This window comes from Dyadobacter sp. 676, assembly GCF_040448675.1.
Classification (GTDB): domain Bacteria; phylum Bacteroidota; class Bacteroidia; order Cytophagales; family Spirosomataceae; genus Dyadobacter.
On record NZ_CP159289.1, the window covers coordinates 4,647,598 to 4,672,375 of the forward strand.

General features: G+C 51.4%; 22 protein-coding genes. 20 read left to right on the forward strand and 2 right to left on the reverse strand.

What is annotated here, in order from left to right:
- Positions 1-119 precede the first annotated feature (119 nt).
- The 15 genes from ABV298_RS20795 (at position 120) to ABV298_RS20865 (ending at position 16,486) form a co-directional block, all read left to right on the forward strand.
- Positions 120-827 carry an HAD family hydrolase gene (locus tag ABV298_RS20795; protein ID WP_353718086.1) on the forward strand — a complete coding sequence of 236 codons (708 nt, stop codon included), beginning with the start codon at positions 120-122 and terminating at the stop codon, positions 825-827.
- Positions 828-871: 44 nt separating this feature from the next.
- Positions 872-1,789 (forward strand): PfkB family carbohydrate kinase, encoded by a 918-nt coding sequence (locus ABV298_RS20800; protein ID WP_353718087.1) that lies wholly within the window; start codon positions 872-874, stop codon positions 1,787-1,789.
- A gap of 21 nt (positions 1,790-1,810) precedes the next feature.
- Positions 1,811-2,380 carry a DUF4833 domain-containing protein gene (locus ABV298_RS20805; RefSeq protein ID WP_353718088.1) on the forward strand — a complete coding sequence of 190 codons (570 nt, stop codon included), beginning with the start codon at positions 1,811-1,813 and terminating at the stop codon, positions 2,378-2,380.
- A 1-nt stretch (position 2,381) separates the two neighbouring features.
- Positions 2,382-3,020, forward strand: a complete 639-nt coding sequence (locus tag ABV298_RS20810; protein ID WP_353718089.1) for a sterol desaturase family protein — start codon at positions 2,382-2,384, stop codon at positions 3,018-3,020.
- 15 nt (positions 3,021-3,035) lie between these two features.
- Positions 3,036-3,785 (forward strand): carboxy-S-adenosyl-L-methionine synthase CmoA, encoded by a 750-nt coding sequence (gene cmoA / locus ABV298_RS20815; protein WP_353718090.1) that lies wholly within the window; start codon positions 3,036-3,038, stop codon positions 3,783-3,785.
- Positions 3,782-4,510: an isoprenylcysteine carboxylmethyltransferase family protein gene (locus ABV298_RS20820; RefSeq protein WP_353718091.1), complete on the forward strand. Its 729-nt coding sequence runs from the start codon at positions 3,782-3,784 to the stop codon at positions 4,508-4,510. The genes cmoA and ABV298_RS20820 overlap by 4 nt, the downstream gene beginning before the upstream one ends.
- A 117-nt stretch (positions 4,511-4,627) precedes the next feature.
- Positions 4,628-5,905 (forward strand): NAD(P)/FAD-dependent oxidoreductase, encoded by a 1,278-nt coding sequence (locus ABV298_RS20825; RefSeq protein WP_353718092.1) that lies wholly within the window; start codon positions 4,628-4,630, stop codon positions 5,903-5,905.
- Between the two features lie 105 nt (positions 5,906-6,010).
- The gene (locus ABV298_RS20830; protein WP_353718093.1) at positions 6,011-8,407 is read left to right on the forward strand and encodes a GAF domain-containing protein; all 2,397 of its coding nucleotides are present in this window, start codon (positions 6,011-6,013) and stop codon (positions 8,405-8,407) included.
- Between the two features lie 30 nt (positions 8,408-8,437).
- On the forward strand, positions 8,438-9,151 hold the full coding sequence (locus ABV298_RS20835) for an HD domain-containing protein (RefSeq protein WP_353718094.1): 714 nt from the start codon (positions 8,438-8,440) through the stop codon (positions 9,149-9,151).
- A complete protein-coding gene (locus ABV298_RS20840) occupies positions 9,138-9,758 on the forward strand; it encodes a Pycsar system effector family protein (protein WP_353718095.1) in 621 nt (206 codons plus the stop codon). The genes ABV298_RS20835 and ABV298_RS20840 overlap by 14 nt, the downstream gene beginning before the upstream one ends.
- An 11-nt stretch (positions 9,759-9,769) precedes the next feature.
- Complete coding sequence (locus ABV298_RS20845) at positions 9,770-10,942, forward strand: hypothetical protein (RefSeq protein ID WP_353718096.1); 1,173 nt, start codon at positions 9,770-9,772, stop codon at positions 10,940-10,942.
- A complete protein-coding gene (locus tag ABV298_RS20850; protein ID WP_353718097.1) occupies positions 10,911-11,810 on the forward strand; it encodes a hypothetical protein in 900 nt (299 codons plus the stop codon). The genes ABV298_RS20845 and ABV298_RS20850 overlap by 32 nt, the downstream gene beginning before the upstream one ends.
- Complete coding sequence (locus tag ABV298_RS20855; protein ID WP_353718098.1) at positions 11,807-12,679, forward strand: SdiA-regulated domain-containing protein; 873 nt, start codon at positions 11,807-11,809, stop codon at positions 12,677-12,679. Before ABV298_RS20850 ends, ABV298_RS20855 begins: the two co-directional genes overlap by 4 nt.
- Positions 12,680-12,693: 14 nt before the next feature.
- Positions 12,694-13,182, forward strand: a complete 489-nt coding sequence (locus ABV298_RS20860; protein WP_353718099.1) for a hypothetical protein — start codon at positions 12,694-12,696, stop codon at positions 13,180-13,182.
- A 28-nt stretch (positions 13,183-13,210) separates the two neighbouring features.
- Positions 13,211-16,486 carry a metallophosphoesterase gene (locus ABV298_RS20865; RefSeq protein ID WP_353718100.1) on the forward strand — a complete coding sequence of 1,092 codons (3,276 nt, stop codon included), beginning with the start codon at positions 13,211-13,213 and terminating at the stop codon, positions 16,484-16,486.
- 6 nt (positions 16,487-16,492) lie between these two features.
- On the opposite strand, the gene ABV298_RS20870 is transcribed toward ABV298_RS20865, so the two are convergent.
- Both ABV298_RS20870 and ABV298_RS20875 read right to left on the reverse strand, forming a co-directional pair.
- Entirely contained in the window at positions 16,493-16,834 is a 342-nt protein-coding gene (locus ABV298_RS20870; protein ID WP_353718101.1) for a hypothetical protein, read from the reverse strand.
- 76 nt (positions 16,835-16,910) lie between these two features.
- The gene (locus tag ABV298_RS20875) at positions 16,911-17,432 is read right to left on the reverse strand and encodes a DUF4142 domain-containing protein (RefSeq protein ID WP_353718102.1); all 522 of its coding nucleotides are present in this window, start codon (positions 17,430-17,432) and stop codon (positions 16,911-16,913) included.
- A 183-nt stretch (positions 17,433-17,615) separates the two neighbouring features.
- On the opposite strand from ABV298_RS20875, the gene ABV298_RS20880 reads away from it, so the two are divergent.
- The 5 genes from ABV298_RS20880 to ABV298_RS20900 all read left to right on the forward strand — a co-directional run bounded on the left by ABV298_RS20880 (position 17,616) and on the right by ABV298_RS20900 (position 24,768).
- Entirely contained in the window at positions 17,616-18,653 is a 1,038-nt protein-coding gene (locus ABV298_RS20880; RefSeq protein WP_353718103.1) for a PAS domain-containing protein, read from the forward strand.
- Complete coding sequence (locus tag ABV298_RS20885; RefSeq protein ID WP_353718104.1) at positions 18,634-19,059, forward strand: response regulator; 426 nt, start codon at positions 18,634-18,636, stop codon at positions 19,057-19,059. The genes ABV298_RS20880 and ABV298_RS20885 overlap by 20 nt, the downstream gene beginning before the upstream one ends.
- 305 nt (positions 19,060-19,364) lie before the next feature.
- The gene (locus ABV298_RS20890) at positions 19,365-19,970 is read left to right on the forward strand and encodes a sigma-70 family RNA polymerase sigma factor (RefSeq protein WP_353718105.1); all 606 of its coding nucleotides are present in this window, start codon (positions 19,365-19,367) and stop codon (positions 19,968-19,970) included.
- A gap of 108 nt (positions 19,971-20,078) precedes the next feature.
- Positions 20,079-21,167, forward strand: coding sequence for a FecR domain-containing protein (locus ABV298_RS20895; RefSeq protein WP_353718106.1), 1,089 nt, complete (start codon positions 20,079-20,081; stop codon positions 21,165-21,167).
- Positions 21,168-21,303: 136 nt separating this feature from the next.
- Positions 21,304-24,768, forward strand: coding sequence for a TonB-dependent receptor (locus ABV298_RS20900; RefSeq protein WP_353718107.1), 3,465 nt, complete (start codon positions 21,304-21,306; stop codon positions 24,766-24,768).
- Positions 24,769-24,778 lie beyond the last annotated feature (10 nt).

A 24,778-nucleotide genomic window follows, 5' to 3' on the forward strand; every position in this document is an offset into this window, starting at 1 on the left:
CTGATTCAGTGATTATAAGCAAAAAAGCTAGTGCTATAATGAAGCTGGTCAATGGAAATTTTGATCAAAATAATTGACAATAACCAGGGATTTTAATCCCTGGTACTGGAAACTAAAAAATGATTAAAGGAATTTTATTTGATTATGGCGGTACGATCGATACGAATGGCTTGCATTGGGCCAATGTTTTGTGGGATGCGTATCAGCATAATCATGTAAAGGTTGACAAAGACGCATTTGCGAGTGCTTACAAGTTTGGCGAGAGGGCATTGGCTATCCATCCGATCATCCGGCCGCATCATGTGTTTTATGATGTGCTGTTTCTCAAAGTAGAGCAGCAGTTCGGCTACCTGAAAGAAAACGGATATGAATTGAACAGCCAGGCCATCGAGGCCATCGCCCGCGAATGCGATCGCGTCGCACGCACTAGTGTTGAAAAGGCTGCGCCGGTACTCGAAAAGCTGGCCGCGGAATACCCTCTCGTGATGGTATCCAATTTTTACGGAAACCTCAATAGTGTTTTAAAGGAATTTGGCATTGCGCATTATTTCCAGGCTGTCGTGGAGTCGGCAGTGGTCGGCGTCCGGAAGCCCGACCCCGCGATATGGCAGCTGGGCGTGGAGGCGCAGGGCTTTCTTCCGCATGAATGCGTGGCGGTAGGCGATTCCTATTCCAAAGACATTCTGCCCGCGAAGGCAACCGGCGCGAAGGCGATCTGGCTGAACGGGAAGGGATTCGAAGAGTCGGCCGAAATGCAGGTATCGGTGGCCGATGCCGAAATTACAGATTTTGCCCAGGTCGCTGGCACCATCAGGAGCCTGGGTTAGTTGTCACTTTTTGCCTAACATTTGAATGTCGGGTTAAAAATTAAATGAAAAGTATCATGTACGACATTTGCACCATCGGGCACATCACTTTGGATAAAGTAGTTACTGCCCAGTCTGTCAAGTATATGCCCGGCGGCACTTCGTTTTATTTTTCGAAGGCGCTCCGGCAGTTCGACGTCCGCTACATGCTCGTAACGGCACTGGCCGAAAAGGAAGCCCATATCGTTGCGGGCCTGCGGGAGGAGAACATCGAAGTTTTTTCCCAGAACAGTCCCTACACCGTCTATTTCGAAAACATTTACAGCGCCAACCAGGACCACCGCGAGCAAAACGTGCTGCATAAGGCAGCTCCATTTACAGTAGCGCAAATGCCGGCCATCGAAGCCAAGTACTTCCATTTGGGACCATTGCTTTCGGACGACATTACCGTGGACTTGATCAAAATGCTGGCCGGGAAAGGCAAGGTATCCCTCGATATTCAGGGTTACCTGCGCTATGTGAAGGAACAGAAGGTGCTGTACAAGGATTGGGAAGATAAAAAAGAGGCATTGCCTTACATCCACGTGCTTAAAGCCAACGAGTTTGAAATGGAAGTGGTGGCGGGCACGAACGATGTCATCGAAGGTGCGAAATATCTCGCCAATCTGGGGGTAAAAGAAGTCATTATTACCTTGGGCAGCAAAGGCTCTCTGATCTACAAAGACGACCATTTTTATCAGATTCCAGCCTACAAACCGACCGACGTCGTGGATGCGACGGGGTGCGGCGACACCTACATGGCCGGCTACCTGAGCCAGCGCGTGAAGGGCGCGGGCGTGCAGGAGGCGGGCGAGTTCGGGGCGGCGATGGCTACTTTGAAAATCCAGTCGTCGGGGCCGTTCTCGGGTAGTGCCGGAGATGTGCAGGAAGTGTTGCAATACGGCGAATGCGACCGTGAAGTGATCGCACAAGCTATTTTTTGAATGTAGTTTTTGAATAAAGTCATGAAATACGTACTCAACATTCTGATGGCGCTCAGCCTGACGCTTGTTTCGTATGCAGGAGGATTGGCAGACAAAAAAGCCGGCACAACGGCTACGGACCCGGACGATTTCCCGGTCCCGAACAACGTTCCCGGGTTACTTTTTTACATTCAGCGCGATCCGAATACGAATACAATCTGTTATCAGCTCAACGTCGACAAACAGGGAAAAATCAGCGAAAAGAACCCTGTAAACACATTCTGGATCCGTTATCCGGAAGGCGGGGGACGCAAAGAGCTCAATTATCTGCAGCGTAAGTTCGCCTACGGTATCAATTCCAAAGCGATCGGCAATGCCTCCTATGAACTCCGTTCGGTGGCTTATTCCAAATTGCCGCTCTACCTGCGGAGAGATACCCGGAACGAATACCATGTTTATACCAGCATCGATAAGAAGGAATGCATCCTGAACAGGGTCTTCATCCGGATCGACGGCGGAACGTTCTGGTCGCCCAATGTGCTCTACATCGAGCTGAAAGGCACCGAGATTGCTACCGGTAAAACCATTATTCAGCGAATAAAACCATCCTGACATGCCTAAAAATTATGTCTCCAACTCCACGGAATCCACAAGGATGTTTAAAAGCGACTTTCTTGAGGCATTCTCCAAGGTACATTACTCAGTGCCCCTTTTCATTTTCGTGCCGGTAATTCTGTATTTCTCCTGGAAAGCGCTGGGCCCGGGAGAGATGGCCTGGTACACTTTTGTAGGCGTAGTATTCGGAGGGCTGTTCTTCTGGACGTTCACCGAATACTTTATGCACCGGTTTGTGTTTCATTTTACACCCCGGGGCAAGATCATGGAGCGGATCCATTTCATCTTCCACGGTGTGCATCATGACTACCCGAACGACGCCAAAAGGCTGGTAATGCCGCCTTCGGTGAGCATTCCGCTGGCGACGGGCTTCTATCTCCTGTTCACCCTTTTTATGAGTGAATATTATGTAGCGGCCTTCTATTCGGGGTTTATGGCCGGATATCTTTTTTATGATATGAGCCATTATGCGTTGCACCATGCCAATTTCAAATCCGGGTTCTGGAAGAAATTAAAAAGGCATCACATGCAACATCATTATTCGGATGCTAGTAAAGGTTACGGTGTAAGTTCAGATATTTGGGACAGGGTTTTCGATTCCAACGAAAAACGGCCCCAGAAATCTAACTCAATCTAACTGTAACTTTAACTTATGAAGAACCTTGGAAATGAGAATTTGGACCAGGTCTTCAAGGACGAGATCACAAAAGTTTCGGATTTCAAGTTCGGGACAACGGTGGTCAATGTCTTTGACGACATGGTCAGCAGGTCGGTACCTTATTACAACGAAATGCAGCGGATGCTCGCCGAGATCGCTGCCGACCACGTAAAGGAAGGAACGTTTGTGTACGATCTGGGCTGTTCCACCGGCACCACGCTGATAGGTCTGGACCAACTCATTCCCTCGGACATCCGCTTTATCGGGATCGACGAGTCGCAGGAAATGCTGGACAAGTGCGATGTGAAGCTGAAAGAGGCGGGTTTCGTAAGGCCGTATGACCTCGTTGCGGGCGATTTGCACCAGCAGCTTCCCATTACCAACGGCTCTGTCGTGATACTATGCCTTACCCTGCAGTTTGTAAGGCCACTGTACCGCGAGCGGCTTCTGAAAAATATTTACAACGGATTAAACCCCGGCGGCGTGCTGTTGCTGGTGGAGAAAGTGCTGGCGGAAAGCAGCGTTTTCAATCGTGATTTTATTAAATACTATTACAACTATAAGCGCCGGAACCATTACAGCGAGCTCGAAATTTCCCAGAAACGGGAAGCGCTCGAAAATGTGCTGATCCCTTACAAGTTGTCTGAAAACATGCTTCTGCTGAAAGAGGCCGGTTTCGCCGACTGCGAAATTTTCTTCAAGTGGTACAATTTTTCAGGAATGATAGCTTATAAAAAATCATGATCGCGATCGGTAACTTCTTTTTCAAGTACAGGAATAACCTGTTTATCATCCTGTACCTGCTGCTGTTCGTGCCGTCGCCCAAGCTCTTTTCGCCCGGGCAGTTCGGTCCGGATTACTACCTGTACCCGGTGATACTCGGCTTGCTGGTAACCTTTTCGGGAGAAATCATCAGGGGCGTTACCATCGGCTTGGCTTACATTATCCGCGGAGGACGTGATAAAAAGGTGTATGCCGAAACGCTGGTAACCGAGGGGATTTTCCGCCATTGCCGTAACCCGTTGTATGTAGGCAATATCCTGATGTTGCTGGGAGTGGGCATTCTGGCCAACTCGCTCATTTACGTCGGAATCGTAATGCCGTTGTTTTTGTTCATATATCAGGCGATCGTGTTGGCCGAAGAGAACTTTTTAAGGAACAAATTCGGGGTTCAGTTCGATGCGTATTGCAGCAGGGTTAGTCGATGGCTGATCAGTTTCAGCGGTATTTCAGAAACCCTGGCCGGCATGCGGTTCAACTACAAGCGCTGGATTCTGAAAGAATACAACACGTTGCTGGTATGGCTGACGGGCATTGTGGCCATATTGATTTTCAAATACCCGGAGATCGTACCGGAGCCCGATAATAAAATGATCGTTTTTCTGGTAATCGTGCTGATATTGGGTGCATTGTACGGTTATGTGCGGTATTTGAAGAAGTCCGGGAAAATGACCGACAGTATGGCCTGAAGAATCCTCAGGCCGGATAACCGACCGGAAAAATACGGCATTGGCATGCCAGTGATCGAGCCCTCCTGAACCGACCTTGAAAATCACACATTTCATAACCCCCTAATAAAAAGCACCATGAATATCGTCATTGTAGGAGGAGGATTTGCCGGGGTAAACCTGGCGCTGGACCTTGCCAAAAGCAGCAAATTTGAGGTAACACTGGTCGACAAGAACAATTACAACTTCTTTCCGCCGCTCATCTACCAGGTCGCCACGGCGTTTCTGGAACCATCCAGCATCAGTTACCCGTTCCGAAAGCTTTTTTCGGGAAAACAGAACCTTCACTTCCGGTTGGGGGAATTACAAAAAGTGGTGCCGGGAGAGAACAAGATCATCCTGCATAATGGCGAGCTGAGCTATGACTTCCTCGTGTTCGCAACCGGCGCGGAAACCAATTTCTTCGGAATGGAGAACGTCCGCAGGAACGCGACGCCGATGAAAACGCTCGAAGACGCGATCAGTATGCGGAACAAGCTGCTGATGCAAATGGAGCAGGCCACGCTCAGCACCGATCCGGCGGAAATTAAAAAGCTGCTCACGGTGGTGATCGCAGGCGGCGGGCCCACGGGCGTGGAGATTTCCGGTATGTTTGCCGAAATGCGCAATGGTATCCTCCGCAAGGAATACCCGGAACTTGCTGGTAAAGGCAGTGAAATTTACCTGGTAGACGGCAGCGAAGCGTTGCTCTCGCCGATGAGCAAGGCATCGCAGCAGGATACTTATAACGATCTGAGAAAACTCGGTGTTAAAATCCGCCTCAATACCCACGTGTCCGACTTTGTCGACGATAAGGTTTATTTCTCCGAAGGCGATAGCATCGAGGCCAAAACGCTCATCTGGGCAGCCGGTGTAACAGGCCGGGTATTCGACGGCATTCCGCCGGAAGCTTACGGGCGCGGGCGCAGGCTGCTCGTGGACGCGTACAACAAGGTCGTCAGCACGTACAATATTTATGCGATCGGCGACTGCTGTTTGCAAACGACCGACGAGAACTTCCCGAACGGGCACCCGCAGGTAGCACAGGTGGCGATCCAGCAAGGCAAAAACCTCGCGCGTAATTTCGAACTGATTGCCGAACAGCAGCCGTTGCACGCATTTAAATACCGCGACAAAGGCTCGATGGCCATTATCGGACGGGCCAAAGCGGTCGTGGACCTGCCCTCGCCGAAATGGCACTTCAACGGTGTGATTGCCTGGCTGGCATGGCTTTTCATCCACCTGATATCGCTTATCAACCACCGCAACCGGATTAAAACGCTCTACAACTGGATGGTGGCCTATTTTACTAAAGATCAGTCCCTGCGAATGATCATCAAGCCTTCGGTAACGCAGGAAAAGGTCGAATCGGTTTAAGGGAACCGTATTTCAACGTTTATCGTTGGCAGTTTGACAAAAAACACTGAATTTTAGTAACCGAAAGCCATCAGCGCATTCATTCAGTGTGCAAAAAACCGAATAATGGAACCGATCACGATTGATGTAACTCAAAACACACCATACGGTCTCCAGAAACTTGACTCATCCATTTCTTTCCGGAGCTTTATCAGCTTTCTGGAAAGCAAAATCGATCAGGAAGAAACGGTCAAAAAGACATTTTTCTCGCTGGTTCTTGACAAACTGAAAGCCAGGCCGGGTTTCAGCCAGGATATTCCGCTCGCGGAAGTCACCAACTATAAGGAAGAACTGAGTTTGATCTATGGCATGCTTATGCCGCCTATCGCCAATGAAAAGGAAGTTTTCTGGGCGTTGAGTGCTCCCGTCAGCCCCGTGGTGTTCTACGGGACGTCGGGCTTTTATGATTTGCTGTTCGAAAAGAATGGCAATATGCGATGCGACCTGGTGGAAGACCGGGGCGTCAACTATAAGCAGAAAATGCAGATGCTTTATTCCTTTATCCTGGAAAGGCTCTACCATTTCCCGCCGCTGCATCACCCCGATATGATCCTTACCCTCAAGGACGACGACTCGGGCCTGCAAAAGTATTACCGGGTGCATATCGACAACCGTTTTTGCGAAGTGTATGCCAAAGGCAGCCTTCCCGAGCTAGACCTCGATACATTACGCTCCGATTTGCAGGAGAATTTCGATATCAATGTGTTTTCCAGCATTTTGCCGCACAGCCTCTTTCATTTCGAAGGCTTCTCGGTGATCACGCTGAACGACGTTACGGCCGAGCACGCCGTTGAAAACATCAAGAACACCATTCTCGACAGGGCTTCTTACGATCCTAAAACCTATTTCAATTATGTAGCAGGCGCGTTGAAAATGCTGGTCGAAAACCCGCGGGTTGATTTTGGGTTAATGGCCGTTCTCCGGGTCAACAACAAGCTCGTTTTTGACCGCAGCTCGGTCCTTTTCAGCAAGCTGATGTCCGCCGCGACCGAAAACGACATGGCCGAGCAAACCTACCTGGAAATGGCGACCCGGTATTTCGAGGCGCCCAAAACGCTGCTGTTGCGTAACCTGGGCCTGGAAGATCCCGAAAAGCAGGATTTTATCCGCATTTTGCAGAAGGATGGGGTGGAGGCTTATGCGTTGCTGCCGGTTTACCACGATAACAAGGTCGTCGGCGTTTTGGAGGTGTATTCCAAAGAGCAGAAGTCGATAGACGAGCGCCTGCTTGCGAAGCTGGACATCGCCTTGCCGTGGATCGCGCAGATGATGACCAATTACATCGACGAATTCAATCTCCAGATCGAAAACGTGATCCGCGATAAGTTTACGTCGTTACAGCCCGCCGTACAATGGCGTTTCCGCGAGACGGCCTGGCATTACATCCGCGACAAGGCCCTTAATCCGCAGACAGCGGAGATTGAAAGTATCCAGTTCCGGAATGTATACCCGCTTTACGGGGCGATCGACATCCGCAATTCCACCATCGAAAGAAACAATGCACTCAGGGAAGACCTTCGCCTCCAGTTCAACGTATTGATAGAAACTTTTACTGTCCTTAAACAAAAACTCGGATTCGGGCTGGCCGACGAGATGATCTTCAAATGCCGGAAATGGATCGCGGAGATAACCGACGAAAGCACGGATAACGACGAAATGAAAATCCGGGATTTTCTCGAAAACGAGGCACATCCGTTCTTGCTGCATTTTAAAGAAGAAAGCCTGAGGCAGTACGGTTCGGGCGCGATGGACCCGGGCGAACTGGTATTGCGTAACCGCATCGATCAGTATTTCGAGATGATCGACGAGGAAAAAGGCGCTGCATTCGCCAACCGCCGCGAGTTGGAAGCGTCGATGCAGGCGATCAATTCGTCGGTTAACCTTTACCTGGACCTTTTCAGGAACGAAATCCAGGAATCGTACCCTTGCTATTTCGAGAAATTCAGGACGGACGGTATCGAGTACGACATTTACATCGGTCAGTCCATTGAACCGCAAAAGCGGTTCAGCGAACTTTACCTCAAAAACATTCGTCTGTGGCAACTGACGACCATGGCCGCCATTGCCCGGATCACGCATTCGTTGATCCCGCAACTCGAAAAACCGCTTGAAACCACGCAGCTGATTTTCATCAACTCGGGCAGCATCGACATCAGTTTCCGCGACGACGAGCGGCGGTTCGATGTGGAAGGGGCTTATAACATCCGGTATCAGGTAATCAAGAAGCGAATCGATAAAGTGCATGTGAAAGGGACGGGCGAGCGGCTTACACAGCCGGGCAAGATCGCGCTGGTATATTTCAACAGCAAATCCGCCGAAGAATATGTAGGTTATATACGGTATTTACAGGAAAAAAACACTTTACTGGACGACCTGGAATTCTTCGACCTCGAAGACCTGCAAGGCGTTACGGGGCTCAAAGCGCTCCGCGTGGGCGTCAATTTACATTCGGAGTGGAATTAACGAAGCGCATCAATCATAACTGAACGTCCTATGAACTATAACCACCGGCTCGATAAGGTTAAGTATCATGTCCATCATTTTTTCGGCACGAAGGCGCTTGCGCAGCTCAGTTACCATAATCTCGTTCATACCGAGGCGGTGGTGGCCAATGCCGTGAAAATCGCCAACCACTACCGGTTGGAGGACAGGGAAACGTTTATCGTCGTAACGGCCGCATGGTTTCATGATACCGGTTACAGCACTGGCGAAGCATTCGGGCATGAAAAGCGGGGTGCCGAAATGGCCGCCGGGTTTCTGCGTTCGGAGGGACTGGAAGAGGATGTTATCGCCGAAGTCGAGGGCTGTATTCTGGCGACGGTCTGGCCGCAGAACCCGGCGAACTTCCTGCAACAGGTGGTTTGCGATGCCGACCTCTATCATTTGGGTACTCCCGAGTTCAGCGATTGGAACAAGCTCGTAAGAAAAGAGGCCGAACAACGCCTGGGCAGGAAAATCGACAAAACGGAATGGCGCAAAAGCACCATTAAGTTGCTCGAAAATCACCGGTACCAGACCGACTACTGCCGGGATCTTCTGGATAAACAAAAGAAAAAAAACCTCGAAAAATTAAAGCAGAAGCTGCTGGAAGAAAGCCTGGAAGCGGGGGAGGAAAATACGGCACTGCCGGAAGCGGGGCGAACAACACTTTCCACGGGGGGGCGTTTCCACGGGGGCCGTTTCCACGGGGGCCATGGAATCATCTGATTTTCAGGTGCCAAAACAAAAGGAAGAAAAAGCGTTTATCCCCGAAATAGCCGAAGGCAAGAAGAAAAAGGACGACCGTCCCGACAAGGGTGTCGAAACCATGTTCCGGATCAGCTCCAATAATCACCAGCGGCTCAGCGACATGGCCGACAATAAGGCGCATATCATGATCACCACCACGTCGATCATCATTTCGGTGCTCCTGAGCGTGCTCGTGCGTAAGCTGGAAGACAATGCTTACCTGATATTACCGACGATGATGCTGCTCACGGTCTGCATGATCACGATGGTGTTTTCGATCCTTGCCACCCGCCCGACGATCCCGCAAGGAACGTTTACACAGGAAGATATCGATGCCAAAAGTGTGAACCTTCTGTTTTTCGGGAACTTCTACCGTATGTCGTTCGAGGAATATTCCCGAGGCATGCGGACCATGATGAACGATCGGGAGTTTCTTTACGGGAGCCTTACGAAAGACGTTTATTCCCAGGGAGTCGTGTTGGGGAGAAAGTACCGGCTGCTGCGCGTGGGTTATAACGTATTCATGTTCGGGATTGTCATATCCGTGGTCGCGTTTGTGATAGCCTCCATTTTCTTCGAACACTGACCTGCATACTTATGGAAGCGTTCCGCTATTTCAACCGGGATATCAGCTGGCTGACTTTCAACGGGAGGGTATTGATAGAGGCGGCAAACGAGACCGTCCCGCTCATGGAGCGGATCAGGTTTCTGTCGATTTATTCGTCCAATCTCGATGAATTTTACCGGGTACGAATGCCATATCTGCAAAAAAATGCGATGCAGGATGCGGCCAATAATGCATTCCTGGAAGCGGAAGCGATGATAAACCGCCAGCAGGACGAATTCGGGCGCATTCTTACGCAATCGGTTATTCCCGCGTTGGCGCGCCTGGGCATTCATTTTTCATATAAAGATGAAGTCTCCGGCCAAATCGCCGATTTCGCAAAACGCTACTTCTTTACACAGATCGCGGGCTTTTTACAGCCTGTTTATCTGAACGATAAAACTTCCTTTTTTCCCGAAAACAACCAGATTTACATCGTAGTCGTGCTGGAACTGCCTGGCGACCGGGAGAAGATCGCACTGGTGAATATTCCCGTGCCGCAGCTCGACAGATTTGTGAAAATCAAACAGCCGGACGGCGAATACATTATCTTTCTCGAAGACCTGATCCGGTGCAACCTTGGCATTCTTTTCCCTGACGCGCTCGAAATCAAAGCATTCAATATCAAGGTTACCCGCGATGCCGAGCTGGACCTGCTCGACGAAGACGGGGAAGACATGGCCGAACTGGTGGAAAAGCAATTGAGTAAGCGCGACTTCGGCCTGGCAACCCGCTTCCTTTACGAACCCGGCCTTTCGTTGCGGCATTTGCAATACATTGTCAATGTTTTTGACCTGAAAAAAGCATCGCTCGTGGAAGGCAGGCGGTATCATAACCTGAAAGACTTGTCGTCGTTGCCTGTGGCCTCCCCGGCGATTTCCTACCCGGCGTGGCCGGCAGCGCAACATCTGGAAGGTTTCGAAGAGACGGAAACGTTGTTTGAGGCATTGACGCGCCGGGATTTGATGGTGCACGCGCCTTATCAGACCTACGATACCATTCTGCGGTTCTTCAACGAAGCGGCGATCGACCGGTCGGTACAGGAAATTTACACCACGATGTACCGCGTGGCGCATGATTCCAAGATTGCCCATGCGCTCATCAGCGCTGCCAGAAACGGCAAAAAAAGTGACCGTGCTTGTGGAACTGAAGGCGAGGTTCGATGAGGCGAACAACATCCGGTGGGCGAAGAAAATGAAGTCGGCGGGCGTAAAGATCATTTATAGTGTGAATGCATTGAAGGTCCATGCCAAGCTCGCGCTGGTGAAGCGGAAGCACGAAACGCATTCTTACCTGGGGCTGCTGGCGACCGGAAACCTCAACGAAGGCACGGCCCGTTTCTACACCGATCATATTTTACTTACCGCCCATCCGGCAATGCTGAAAGAAACGGAACAGCTGTTTGGGTTTTTGAGCAAGAAGAAAAAACCGGAGAAAATCGACGCAATCAATTTCGAACATTTACTCGTAGCGCAGTTTAACCTTCAGAGCCGGTTTAGCGGGCTCATCGACAGGGAGATAAGTAATGCTAAAAACGGCCTTCCGGCGGGCATTACCATCAAACTCAATAACCTGGAAGAGGAAGTGCTGATCAACAAGCTGTACGAGGCGTCCAACGCGGGTGTTACCGTTAATCTGATTGTGCGGAGCATTTGCAGGTTGGTACCGGGCGTTCCGGGGCAAAGCGCCAACATCTGCATCAAGCGGATCGTGGACCGCTACCTCGAACACGGACGTGTTTTCATCTTCCATAACAATGGCCGGCCGGAAATTTTCATGGGCTCGGCCGACTGGATGAACCGCAATATTTACCGGAGGATCGAGGTATGTTTTCCGGTTTATCACGAAGATTTGAAAAAACAACTGACAGACATTCTCGCATTGCAATGGGAGGATAGCGTACAGGCGGTGTGGATCGACGACCAATTGCGCAACGTGCCCGTGACCACGCTCCCCGGCGGCGTGCGTTCCCAGGAAGCCATTTATCATTACCTGACAGGGACAGTCGAAAATTTGAAAAAGACAGTTTCATGAAAAACCTATACAAAACGATATTGCCGCTCGCGACTTTTCTGGCTTTACCATTGCTTTTGAGCAGCTGTAATTCCACGCAAAAGGAAGAGGAGAATTTCAGAGGGTACGACCTGAGCAAACCCGAAAAATTCAACCTTCCCGAGAGCCTTTTCGAAGTTTCGGGCATTACGTTCGACAAGGGGCACAACGACACGATCTACGCCATTCAGGATGAAGACGGCAAGTTATTCAGGCTCGCCTGGGATATTCCCAGGCAGCTGCATACCAAATTCGCCAAAAAGGGCGATTATGAGGACCTGGCCATCGTGCACGACCGCGCCTACATTCTGAAAAGCAACGGCACCATTTTCACATTTCCGATGTCGGAGGTGTTCTACGACGAGCCGGATGGCGTTACGGAAGTGAAAAGCCTGCTGCCGAAGGGCGAGTATGAAGGGATGTACGGCGACGAGGCCACCGGCGAGCTGTATGTGATCTGCAAGAATTGTGCGGAGGACGATTCGAAGAACAGCGTCTCGGGTTATATTCTTAAAGCCGGACCCGATGGGGCAATTACGCAATCGGGGAGCTTCGCGATAAATGTAGAGCAGATCAAGGCCATAACGGGAAAGGTAGCCCGCGGCTTTCGCCCTTCGGGCATTGCGAGGAACCTGCTTACAAGAGAATGGTACATTATCTCGGCTGTGAATAAAATGGTGGTTGTGGCCGACCAGCAATGGAATGTCAAGGATGCCCATCACCTGAACAGCAATATGTTTATCCAGCCCGAAGGCATTGCGTTCGACAATACGGGCGATTTGTATATTTCCAATGAGGGCGACGACCTGTTCAGCGGGAATGTGCTCAAATTCAGAAAATCAGGCCGATAGCTTTTATACATCCTATGAATAGACATTTACTCCGTTTACTCACGTCGGCGATGGTGGTGGCAGGAGTATCTTCCTGCGCCAGCTATAAAACCCGGTTTTCGAAAGAGGGGGCGCAATGGCAATCGGTTTCGCCCGATCCTGCGCTGGAATTGAAACATACCATGTACCTGATCGGCGATGCCGGCAACGATTCGCCGGAAAGCCGCGCGCCAGTTTTGGAATACCTCAAAACAAAACTCGCCGGAGAGCCGGCGAACAGTTCGGCTTTATTTCTGGGGGATAATATTTACGAATACGGCATGCCGCCGGCAGAGGATTCCGCTGCGCGGAAAATTGCGGAATTCCGCATCGACTCTCAGCTCGAAACACTGGAGCATTTCAAGGGACGTCCCATTTTCCTGCCCGGTAACCACGACTGGCGCGGCTGGGGTGTGAAAGGTCTGGAAGCGGCAGGAAAAATACATTCAGAAATACATCAACGAGCGCCGTGGCAAAACGGATAAGGACGATTACGAGGATTATTTTCTGCCATTGAACGGCTGCTCGGGCCCTGAAGTAGTGGAGCTCAACGACAACGTCGTGGTTATCGTTGCCGATTCGCAGTGGTGGCTTACCGATTGGGACCGCGACCAGAAGATCAATGACGGCTGTGAGATTAAGAACCGTGAGCAGTTCCGCTTCGTGTGGGAGAATGTGGTCCGGAAATACCGGAACAAAAACGTGGTAATCGCCATGCATCATCCTCCCTACACCTACGGGCCGCACGGGGGGAGGTTTACCATCAAGCAACACATATTCCCGCTCACCGAACTGAACCCGAAGTTGTACATCCCGCTGCCGGTACTGGGCAGCCTGAGCGCTTTGTTCCGCGCTACCATCGGTTCCCGGCAGGACGTGGCCAACAAGCATTACAAGGAGTTGCGCACAGCCGTGCTCGCTGGCGCTAAGAAGAACGGGAAATTCATTTTTGCGAGCGGTCACGAGCATGCGTTGCAATTTATCGAGAACGACGGCCAGGAGTTTATCGTGAGCGGTAGCGGTTCGAAGAATAGTCCGGTTGGTCTCGGAAAAGGCTCGTTGTTTTCTTCTTCCCGGCTTGGGTTTTCTACATTGAGCTTCTATGCAGGCGGCGAAACCTGGGTTAAGTTCTGGGAAGTCACACCGGATGGCAAAGATGCCCGGGTGGTATTCCAGCGAAAGGTGAAGGACAAGCAGCAGGTCGAATTACCGGACCCCACCGTTGCCTTCACCGAATACAACCAGCATGCCGATTCGTCGACCAGGTTCGTAACCACCAGCGTGGTCAAGCCGATCGGTAAGTTTCACAAGGCAATGCTGGGTCAGCATTACCGGCCATTATACCTGGAACAATACCGGTTTCCGGTGCTCGATCTGGCTACCTATAAAGGTGGTGTAGTGCCTGTAAAACAAGGCGGGGGCAATCAGACCAACTCCCTGCGCCTGCGCGATAGCGAAGGAAAGGAGTATGCCATGCGCGGGCTAACCAAGGATGTGAGCCGGTTCCTTCCGTTTCCGTTCAACCAGATGGTAGCCGCCAAATTTCTGGTAGAGGATAATTTTCTGTCGACTAACCCTTTCGCACCATTGAATATGCCGGCGCTGGCGGGCGCTGTTAATGTGTACCATACCAATCCCAAACTGTATTATGTACCGGCGCAGCCGGGTTTGGGAACTTATAACAACCTGTTCGGAGGGGCTGTGAGCCTGGTAGAAGAGCGTGCCGACGGCAAGAAATGGAAAAAGGCGGATTTCTTCGGCAATCCGGATAAGATTGTCAGCACACCCGAACTGGTGGAAGCACTTCTTGAAAACAGCAAGAACAAAGTCGACGAAGAATGGGCGATCCGTACGCGCCTGCTCGATTTCGTGATCGGCGACTGGGACCGTCACGACGACCAGTGGGCCTGGGCTTCGACCAGGCAACAGGATGGTACTATCCTTTATCGCCCCATTCCCCGGGACCGGGATCAGGCATTTTCGCGATATGATGGCTTTTTAACCAATATCGCACGCCTCACGCTGCCTTTCCTGCGGCAGTTGCAAACCTATGGTCCGGAAATCCAGAGCAAAAAATGGACGACATGGAGCGCTCGGCTGTTCGACCGCACTTTCCTGAACGAGCTGAGTTGGGAACAATGGGAGGAACAGGTGAAATTTATCCAGAAAAACCTCACCGACGACGTCATAGAAGCATCTTTCAGAGACTGGCCGGCCAAAGCGCGCGAAATGGCTTCGCCAGGCATGATAGAAGGTTTGAAAGCGCGCCGCGCAAACCTGATGGAGATTGCCCGCGCACATTATGAATTTGTAAGTCAGGAAGTGAATGTGATCGGTACCGAAGAGGAAGAGCGCTTTGTAGTGGAGCGGGTCGATGACGGGCATACGCGCGTGACCGTGTACGAGACCGGCAAGGACGGGCGGATCAAACATCAGAACTACCAGCGGCTGTTTGAAAACGCAGTGACCCACGCTATCAATATCTACGGAAATGGCGATGACGATGAGTTCATTGTCAAAGGCGACGTGCACAAGGGAGTGAAGCTGCGATTGATCGGCGGATTGGGCAAGGATGTTTTCACGGACAGCGCACGCGTGAGCGATGGGGGAAAAAAGACGTTCGTTTATGACGACCTGAAAAACAATACTATTAACGCCGGTCCGGATACCCGGGACAAACGCACCAGCTTGTACCGTTTCAATGTGTACGACCGCCGCAGTGCCGACAGTAACTACGATATCGCCTTGCCGCTCCCGATACTCGGCGCAAACCCCGACGACGGGTTCTTTCTCGGTGGGGCCGTGAACCTCACCAAATATGGTTTCAAAAAAGAGCCTTACGCGTCCGTACAGACAATCGGGGGAAGCTTTGCGACAAGGACACAGGGTTTCCGGGTGAATTATACGGGCGATTTTATCAATGCATTCAAAAAGTTCGATTTCTACCTTGACAGCTATTACCGCGGTCCCAGGTACGCTTTTAACTACGCCGGTCTGGGCAATGAAACGGAGCGGCCTGTGGACGACGCTAACTTTTACCGCGTGCGGCAGAGCGCATTGTATGTATATCCCGCCATTAAAAAGCGGTTTGCGGGGCATAACGGGTTTGTGACGTTGGGACCCACATTTGAGCTGAATGACATTCAGGCGACGGCGGGCCGGTACATTACCAGCAGCGAAAACGGTTTACCGGACGATATTTTTAAAACGAAATATTACAGCGGAGCCCGGTTTACTTTCAATTTCAGTAGCGTCGATAATGTCTTTTCTCCACATTCGGGAATCCGTTTCAACGCGGCGTTGAACTGGACAACCGATCTTAAGAGTAATGAAGATTTTACCGGGCTTCGCGCACAATTTGCCTATTACGCCGCGCTTGACCAGAAAGAAAACCTTGTTTTGGCCACGCAGATAGGTACCGGCGTCAATTTCGGCAATGGTTACCAGTTTTTCCAGATGCCCAACATCGGCGGGAAGCTCGGGTTACGTGGCTACCGGACCGAGCGTTTCTATGGACAAAGCACGTTCTGGCACGACACCGATCTGCGCCTGCGCCTCGGCAGTAGTTACAATCCCGTACTGCCGCTCACATTCGGCATATTCGGCGGATTCGACTACGGCCGTGTGTGGCTGAAAAACGAGCCGTCCGACAAATGGCATTATGATTACGGTGGTGGAATATGGCTTTCCCCCGTCGACGCCCTCACTATCGCCGCCGGCGCATTTATTCCGAAAGAAAAAAATGAAGAAAAGCCGAGAATAGCGGTGCAGCTTGGGTTTTGGTTTTAATGACAGTCATTCAAACTCATTCACATCCATAGCCCCAAAATCATCCATGATCTCCGTGGCTCGTATGGTTTGGTCGGTATTGTTTACCTGGATGGTCATGATGGCGCCGTTTTTGCCAAAGTATTTTTCCCGCTCTATTTCCGCTTGCGGATCGGCGGGAAAGGGCGAAAAAGTGTTGGACTTTGTGGTGGTGTCGGTCATCTGGCCGTCGGTCAGGCGGTCGTCGCGGGTGTCGACGTGGTCGTTGATCTCGATGCAGTTGAGATCGAATCCAGCTGTCAGTAATGCTTCACGGGCTTGCTGCGCTTCCGTACTGCTTTGAAAGATCCCGATAATTGTCTTTTGCATGGTTTCTCTGGCTTATAGCTTGTTTATTTTTGCTTCAAAACACTCACGGGCTTGCTGCCTTCCGGGTAGCAGCCCTTCATTTTAGCGAATCCCGCATTGCCCTGGCACGCTCCGAAAATTGCCGCACCACAGGCAGGCGGCCGGCAGCCCATTGTTTCAGTTCGATGTCGTTTCCTTCGGTGGCCTGGATCTCCATCATATGCTCCGCCCGCTCCTGCGCTGCTACCATCTGGCTGAGGTATAGCGTGTCCAGAGCGGCGCCGCTGGTCATCGACAGGCTATCGAGCTGCTGCTGGCGGTCGTCCGAAAGCGTGGTAGGGATTTCAACCTGCTTATCGGCACCCAGTTTTTGCAGAGCCTGTCCGGCTTTTGTGTGATCGTCGGTCATTTCCTCGGCGTAGTCGCGGATGGCTTTCACAGTAGTGCCCGAAGCCGCAACCTGGCCTGCGTTGACCTGAAAAAGCGCGTCATCGGCCGCCGCGAGAATAAACTGCTTGTCGATCTCGGTGATCGGTCCGGGGCCGGTTTGCTTATCGTCGTCGCATCCTGTGCCGGCGAGCACGATTGTTGTCAGGAAATAGATCAGGTATCTGCGCATGGCTCTTTCAGCTGTTTGGCAACGGGCGGATAATTATTGTGCCAGCCCGCGTTGCGGTTTATAATATTAGTTCTGCAAATTGAGAAAATGAACTAGACCGCGCACGGTAATTCGTCACTTCACTGAGAGTGGTCATGTATTTAAAAGACAAAAAAGGACCTGTTCCGGTAACGGGAGAACCGTATGAATACAGAGAAGCAGGAAGGATTTGATAACGGGAAGCCGCCCGCGCCGGAGGTAATGTACCGCGCGATTTTTGACAACACGACCGACGCGATCGTACTATGCGATCATGACGGTTGTTGCACCGACCTGAACGACGCGGCGCTACGCATGCTCGGGTACGAAGGCGACGAACTGAAAGGCGTTTGCATCGACCGGTTCCTTCAACTACCCGAGGAGGTGCCGTTTGCCCTGGTATGGAAGAACTTCCTCAATGGTGAAATTCTCAACGGTTTGATGAAAATACGGAGAAGGGACGGTTCGCTTCTGACCGGCAGCTTCAATGCCAAACCCAACATTCTTCCGGGCCTGCACATGTGCGTGATCACCGACATGACCGAGCGGCTGGAAAAGAAACGCGAACTCGTGGAGAGCGAGCGGCGGTTTAAAGCGCTGGTCCAGGAGGGTGCAGACCTCATTGCCATTCTCGACCAGCAAGGGAACTACAAGTTTGTCAGCGAAAGCAGTTATCCGATCCTGGGTATTCATCCTCAAACTTTTATCGGTAAGAATGCGTTCGGGTGGGTCCACCCCGACGACCGCGACACCATTCTGGCATTATTTTTAAAAATCAGCGAGCACCGGCAGATTAAAACGGAACCCTATCGCTTTATGGACGGGTCGGGAAATTACCGGTGGATCATGACCGCGGCTACCAACATGACCGACGATCCGGCTGTACGAGGCATTGTAGCGAATTCGAGGGACATCACCGATACGGTGGAAAAGGCCAGGGCCCTGACCGTGAGCAACGAGCGCTACCGGCGCCAGAACCAACGGCTGAAAGAGATCGCGTGGACGCAGTCGCATATGGTGCGGGCGCCGCTTACGCGCCTGATGGGCCTCGTAGATCTGCTTCAAACCGGCAATTATGGCGGAATGTCCTTCACAGAGGTTCTGGGCTTGATAAGGTCGTCGGCCAGGGAACTGGATGAAGTGGTCCGGGAAATTGTACGCAAGGCAGATAAAGTTCAGAACGATGACGAATCACAGGCTTAAAATCCTTCTGGTGGACGACGACAAGGTCATGTTGTTCCTGCATGACACCTTCCTCAAAAGAAGTGGTATTTTGTGCGATACCGTCCTTTGCTACAATGGCCGGGAAGCTTTGGAATATCTGGATATGAATCAGGGCATGGAGACGACGTTCTTTGTGTTGCTGGATATCAACATGCCGGTCATGAATGGCTGGGAATTCCTGAGGGCTATCGACGATAAGCCTTATCTGCCGAAAGTATTGATCGTCATGGTGAGCTCGGCCACAGAAGAGAGCGAAAAAGCCCGCGCATTCACATTCGGACAGGTGATCGATTACCAGCAGAAGCCTCTTACGGTCGAAACCTGCCGGCGGATTCTCGGTTCGGAGAGGCTGCGCGGTTTTTTCGGCGACATCATTCACGAGTAGAGCTTTGACCTGCCGGTAATAAAAGTGGCTTTGTTATTGAAATACACTCCGTTTGCCACCTCTCGGACGGTCCTCGTTTCCTTGCTTTTTACGGGCCCATTTTACAACGACGACTAGCAGGGGGCTATTTCCGTTACACGCGTATGCCAGCTGCCTTTCGTAGTATATTGTCAAGTCATTTACCCCGCATATTTCTACGAATACATCTTTCCTTTTTCCGGAATCACTTTAAAATAATATTTCTTAGGTTTATAGTGATATAGTCATACCTTTGGGACCCAGCAAAAGAAAAAGTTCGACTGTGCATGACTAGCGGTGAAAACTCTCTGCAATCCAGGGATATCCGGCTCTGGAAAGAGCTGGTTCGGGGTTGTGATCAGGCATTGGGGCAGCTTATGCAGGTGCATTTCAAGGCATTGCTCAACTACGGGTTTAAATTTGTGAAGGACGACGCCTTTGTGAAGGACTGTATTCAGGAAGTCTTCATTGATTTGTGGCGCACCCGCGAACGCGTGGCCGAGCCCGGATCCATTAAAGCTTATCTGCTTGTATCGCTTCGCCGTAAGATCATGCGCAACCGCCGCACAATGCGCTTCGGCGACCCGTCGCTGTTGGTGCCCGAGGAGGCTACCTTCTCCATCGAATTCTCCCCGGAATGGTGGATGATCGAACAGGAAACGCTTGCCCGGAAAACACGGATGATCTCCGACATGCTCGACGCCCTGCCTGCACGGCAAAGGGAGGTCGTTTACCTTAAATATTATCAGGAGCTGAGCAGGGAAGAAATTTCCGCGATGCTCGACATTGCCCCTCAAACCGTTTCCAATCTGCTTCAAATGGCCTACGGCCAGCTCCGCAAACGTTTTAGCCCATCGGCGATCGGTACGTTGCTTTTGTTATTATTTTATTGATTGTGAGCATTTTGAATCGGGTTTCCTGAAAATATTTCAAAAAAATATAAAAGTTATGGTATCCGCCCGCAGGCATTGGTATCTCTGTGTTAGAAGCGTTCCCCAACCATGAATTACCGAGACTATACAGCCAACGATTTCGTCGCTGATCCCTTTTTCAGGTCCTGGGTGCTGGATGACGCCCCTGATGCGATGGATTTCTGGCAAAGCTGGCTAAAAGAACACCCCGACCGCCGGGAAGAAGTGGACGAAGCCCGTGCTTTTTTGTACGTGCTGGCAGAACGGAAACTAAGGATGGGAGCGGGGGAACTGGATGGCCGGGTGCAACGTCTGATTGCACAAGTGCGTGAGGAAGCCGGGGCCGCTGAAAAACGGCGTAGGCGTGCGTTTTACCAAATATTCGGCATTGCGGCCTCTGTGTGTATGATAGCGGCGGGCGGTTGGTGGGGTTACAGGCAAGTGGTGAAAAGCCCGGTCGGCCAGCAAGGCATAGCCGGGAAATATTACAAAACCGGTGGCAACGTCGTGTATTTCAATAAGGCGGCGAAGCCAGTGACGGTGAGGCTGGAAGATGGTAGCATGGTCAGCATTAACCCGGAAAGCGAATTGGAATACCCCGAAAAATTCACCGCGGCGAAACGTGAAGTGCATTTGAAGGGCGAAGCGTTTTTCCGGATAACGCGGGACGCCCGCAGGCCGTTTATCGTGGTAACAAAAGAGCTTGTGACACAGGTACTCGGGACGAGTTTTACGGTGAGGTCGTTTGAAAAAGACCTTAATGCGTCGGTCGCTGTGAAAACCGGACGGGTGTCGGTGTTCCCGAAGGCGGGTAATGGAAGCCCGGCAAAAGAAGCGGGTATGCTGCTGAAACCGAATCAACGGGTAGTATTCGATAAACGGGAAGCGAAACTGGTGAAAGTGATCGTGGAAACGCCCGTACGCGTGAGCGACTTGCCGGCTGCGGCGCTTGTATTCGATGAAGCGCCGGTGCGGAAAGTGTTCAAATCGATTGAAAATGAGTATGGTATCAAAATACTATATAATGAAGAAGCGCTGTCCGCCTGCCTGCTGACGGCCAATCTTTCGGGGTTATCGATGTATGAGCAGCTCGACCTGATATGCCGTATTATCCACGCCGGATATAAAGTTTCGGACGGACAAATCGTCGTAAGCGGAGAAGGCTGCCGACCTGAATAAAATTGCTTTTATAACCACCTGAACGCCATCCGCAGATGTGGAGGGTAGGGAAGATTTTGCCTTAGTTTTTTCAAAAAAGCATGAAACTGAGAATATGGCCGGAAATCTACGTCTTAAAACAATTGTGTGGCATGCCATGAAACTGTCCTTTTTGCAGTTATGCATAATAGTCTTCTTTACGAAGGGAACGTTTAGTCATCACCGTGTAGCTGCCCAGGACCTGCTCGAACAGCGTATTACCGTCAAAATAGAGGACAAGCCGTTAAAAAGCGCGCTTTCAACGATCGAACGGAGCTCGGGTGTCAGGTTCATCTATAATCCCGCCGAAATACGCTCGTCGGTGAACGTAACTTTTCAGGCATCGAATGAGCCGCTCGCCGGTGCGTTGGTACGGCTGTTGAAACCGCTGTCAATCCGGTATGAAGTGGCAGGGAAGCAGATAATGCTATTCAGGACCGACCGTAGCTCTTTCCCGAAAGAGGAAGCACCGGTCGGGACGGAACAAGCCTTGCATGTGCGAACGACAGCCGCCACGGTAAAAGGCAAGGTGACCGATGAAAAAGGCGATGCGCTTCCCGGTGTGAGCGTGGTTGTAAAAGGAACATCGCGCGGTACCACGACCAATTCGGCCGGGCTGTATGAACTGGAACTGGGCGAAGGCGACAACACGCTGATATTCTCATTTGTTGGTTATCTCTCGCAGGAAATCCCGCTTGGCGGGCGCTCCCAGGTAAATGTGGCCATGAAGACCGATACCAAGGCCCTGGACGAAGTGGTAGTGGTTGGTTATGGTGAAATGAAAAGGGCCGACCTGACCACCGCGCAAACCTCCGTTTCTGCAAAAGATATCGCCCGCACTACCAATACAACACTCGAACAGGCAATCCAGGGCCGCGCCGCGGGCGTATACATTACGCAGAACTCTGGACAGCCGGGCGGAGGAATTTCGGTGAATATCCGTGGCATTAACTCCGTAAGTGGAAGTAATGAGCCGCTTTATGTGGTAGACGGCGTTCAAATACAGGGGCAATCGGTGGCATTCGGCGCACAAAGTTCCTCCAACCCGCTGGCCGGCCTTAATCCGGCGGACATCGAATCGGTGGAAGTGTTGCAGGGCCCTTCCGCAACGGCTATTTATGGCTCCCGAGCCACCAATGGTGTACTTCTGATCACCACAAAGAGAGGCAAATCGGGTGATTCCAAGATTTCCTACGGGTACCAGTTTAGCATTCAGACGCCCCCAAAGCCCTTGAAAGTAATGGATTTGCGCCAGTACGCGCAGATGGTGGGAGAATACCACCAGCTGGCAGGCGGAGAAACCCCCGAAGAGTTCCTCGATCCGTCGCTACTGGGTAAAGGCACCGACTGGCAGAAGGAACTGTTCAAGAACGCGCCTATGCACAAGCATCAGCTCAGCCTGAGCGGCGGCAACGAGAGAACTACCTATTATCTCTCGGGAGAATATCTGAAACAGGATGGTGTCGCGCTCGGTTCGGGATTTAACCGGTATGCATTCAGGCTTAATCTGGATAATAAGCCCCGGGAGTGGGCAAGTATAGGTGCCAATCTGAGCTTCAATCAAACCAACGACAACCTGACGACCAGCCAGGAAAACATTATCTCCAACGCTTTGCAGCTAACGCCACAAGTACCTGTGCGGAATATCGATGGCAGTTGGGGCGGTGGCGATGAAAGCAATGGCGCCAATATCTTCGCACCTGTAAACCCGATCGCAATTGCGAACCTGACGACCAATAAACTGGTGCGAAGGCAACTGCTCGGTGGCCTGACTATCGGCGTAAGATTGATGAAGAGCCTCCAATTCAGGACCTCGTTCAACACTAACCTCGGATTTTCGAACTCCTCCTATTATATACCCACTTACAAAATCGGCTGGGCGCAGAATGTGACGGCTTCGTACACGAACGGATCGGGCGTGAACACATACTGGAACTGGAACCAGCTGCTGGAATACAGCACGCAAATAGGCAGGCATAGCATCAACGCCATGTTTAGCCACGAGTCGCAGGAATCGTCGTGGAAGAATCTGGGCGGATCGAGGACAGGCTTCCTGACAAACGACATTCTCGATCTGGCGGCCGGGGACGCACTCACGGCCAGTAACTCCGGTGGCTCGGGCGAATGGGCGATGGAATCCTATCTGGGCAGGGTGAATTACAGTTTTGCGGATCGCTATATTGTTATGGCGACTGTCCGCCGCGACGGTTCGGCGAATTTCGGGGCCGATAACAAGTGGGGCGTCTTCCCATCGTTATCGGCGGCCTGGCGCGTTTCGCAGGAGCCGTTCTTTCACGTTCCGGCGATCAACGAATTGAAGCTGCGCTTTGAAACGGGTATTACGGGGAACCAGGGAAGCGGGGGGATTTATTCGCCTATGGGTACCGGCACCACTCCTACAACTACCGGGTTTTTACCCACAAAATATGCGAACGCGGGCTTGAAATGGGAAGAAACGAAAACCCGCAATTTCGGAATCAACCTCGCGATGCTACAAAACCGCATTCAGATTGAATTCGACTATTATATTAAAAATACAGATAACCTGCTGATGGAGAAGCCGCTGCCGTGGTATATGGGTACCAATGGCGTAGGAGCGGTAGGCTCACCGACAGTGAATATAGGCGCATTGCAGAACAAAGGCTGGGGACTTACGGTCAACACGGTGAATATCAACCGCGGCGGGTTCAAATGGGAATCGAACCTGAATGTCTCAGGTTTTAAAACCAAAATCAAATCGTTCTATTCCGATGCGGCGTTTGTGGACCGTACTTCGTGGTGGCTAGCCGACTGGACGCAACGTTCGGAGGTTGGCAAAGCGCCGTGGTTATTCCGGGGATATATCGAGGAAGGCCTGTTCCAATCGGTTGCGGAAATCGAAAGCAGCGCATTACCGGTGGACAACAACGGAGTGAAACTGCCGGTCAACGAGAACAATATCTGGGTAGGCGACGTGAAATTCAGGGATGTGAACGGCGATGGAATCATCAACGAGAAAGACCAGGCCGTGATCGGTAATCCCTGGCCGAAGGCATTCGCCGGATTTACCAATACTTTTTCCTATAAAGGGTTTGACCTGAGTGTTTTGCTGACGAGTACTTATGGAAATGACGTCTATAATTTCCTGGGGAAACTGAATACGAACGCAAGCAATATCAACCTGAGCCGAAACCTGCTCATACATGCCATGGACTACGCCCGGCCGATCACCCGAGCGGACGGGACAGTGGGCCTTGCAAACCCCGGAACAGACGTTGCCCGCATTTCGAACGGCCCTAACGGTAATTTCGCACGCCATACCGACAAATGGGTGGAAGACGGTTCCTTTATACGGTTGAAGAACATTTCATTGACCTACAACCTGCCCGTTTCGCTGGTATCACGCCAGAAAGTGGTCAGGGGCGCGCGCGTCTCCGTGAGCGGGCAGAACATCGCCACGCTCACGCGCTATTCGGGTTTTGATCCCGAAGTGGGGGCTTACGTTTCGCGCGACGCCAGTGCCGGTAACCAGGCGATAGGGCTCGATTATGGCCGTTACCCGCTCACGCCGGTGTATACGGTCAGTTTGGGATTGGATTTTTAATCAAGCTGAA

Coding starts and splice junctions, on each gene's coding strand:
- ABV298_RS20795 (WP_353718086.1), top strand. CDS start 120: ATGATTAAAGGAATTTTATTTGATTATGGCGGTACGATCGATACGAAT.
- ABV298_RS20800 (WP_353718087.1), top strand. CDS start 872: ATGAAAAGTATCATGTACGACATTTGCACCATCGGGCACATCACTTTG.
- ABV298_RS20805 (WP_353718088.1), top strand. CDS start 1,811: ATGAAATACGTACTCAACATTCTGATGGCGCTCAGCCTGACGCTTGTT.
- ABV298_RS20810 (WP_353718089.1), top strand. CDS start 2,382: ATGCCTAAAAATTATGTCTCCAACTCCACGGAATCCACAAGGATGTTT.
- cmoA (WP_353718090.1), top strand. CDS start 3,036: ATGAAGAACCTTGGAAATGAGAATTTGGACCAGGTCTTCAAGGACGAG.
- ABV298_RS20820 (WP_353718091.1), top strand. CDS start 3,782: ATGATCGCGATCGGTAACTTCTTTTTCAAGTACAGGAATAACCTGTTT.
- ABV298_RS20825 (WP_353718092.1), top strand. CDS start 4,628: ATGAATATCGTCATTGTAGGAGGAGGATTTGCCGGGGTAAACCTGGCG.
- ABV298_RS20830 (WP_353718093.1), top strand. CDS start 6,011: ATGGAACCGATCACGATTGATGTAACTCAAAACACACCATACGGTCTC.
- ABV298_RS20835 (WP_353718094.1), top strand. CDS start 8,438: ATGAACTATAACCACCGGCTCGATAAGGTTAAGTATCATGTCCATCAT.
- ABV298_RS20840 (WP_353718095.1), top strand. CDS start 9,138: ATGGAATCATCTGATTTTCAGGTGCCAAAACAAAAGGAAGAAAAAGCG.
- ABV298_RS20845 (WP_353718096.1), top strand. CDS start 9,770: ATGGAAGCGTTCCGCTATTTCAACCGGGATATCAGCTGGCTGACTTTC.
- ABV298_RS20855 (WP_353718098.1), top strand. CDS start 11,807: ATGAAAAACCTATACAAAACGATATTGCCGCTCGCGACTTTTCTGGCT.
- ABV298_RS20860 (WP_353718099.1), top strand. CDS start 12,694: ATGAATAGACATTTACTCCGTTTACTCACGTCGGCGATGGTGGTGGCA.
- ABV298_RS20870 (WP_353718101.1), bottom strand. CDS start 16,834: ATGCAAAAGACAATTATCGGGATCTTTCAAAGCAGTACGGAAGCGCAG.
- ABV298_RS20875 (WP_353718102.1), bottom strand. CDS start 17,432: ATGCGCAGATACCTGATCTATTTCCTGACAACAATCGTGCTCGCCGGC.
- ABV298_RS20880 (WP_353718103.1), top strand. CDS start 17,616: ATGAATACAGAGAAGCAGGAAGGATTTGATAACGGGAAGCCGCCCGCG.
- ABV298_RS20885 (WP_353718104.1), top strand. CDS start 18,634: ATGACGAATCACAGGCTTAAAATCCTTCTGGTGGACGACGACAAGGTC.
- ABV298_RS20890 (WP_353718105.1), top strand. CDS start 19,365: ATGACTAGCGGTGAAAACTCTCTGCAATCCAGGGATATCCGGCTCTGG.
- ABV298_RS20895 (WP_353718106.1), top strand. CDS start 20,079: ATGAATTACCGAGACTATACAGCCAACGATTTCGTCGCTGATCCCTTT.
- ABV298_RS20900 (WP_353718107.1), top strand. CDS start 21,304: ATGAAACTGTCCTTTTTGCAGTTATGCATAATAGTCTTCTTTACGAAG.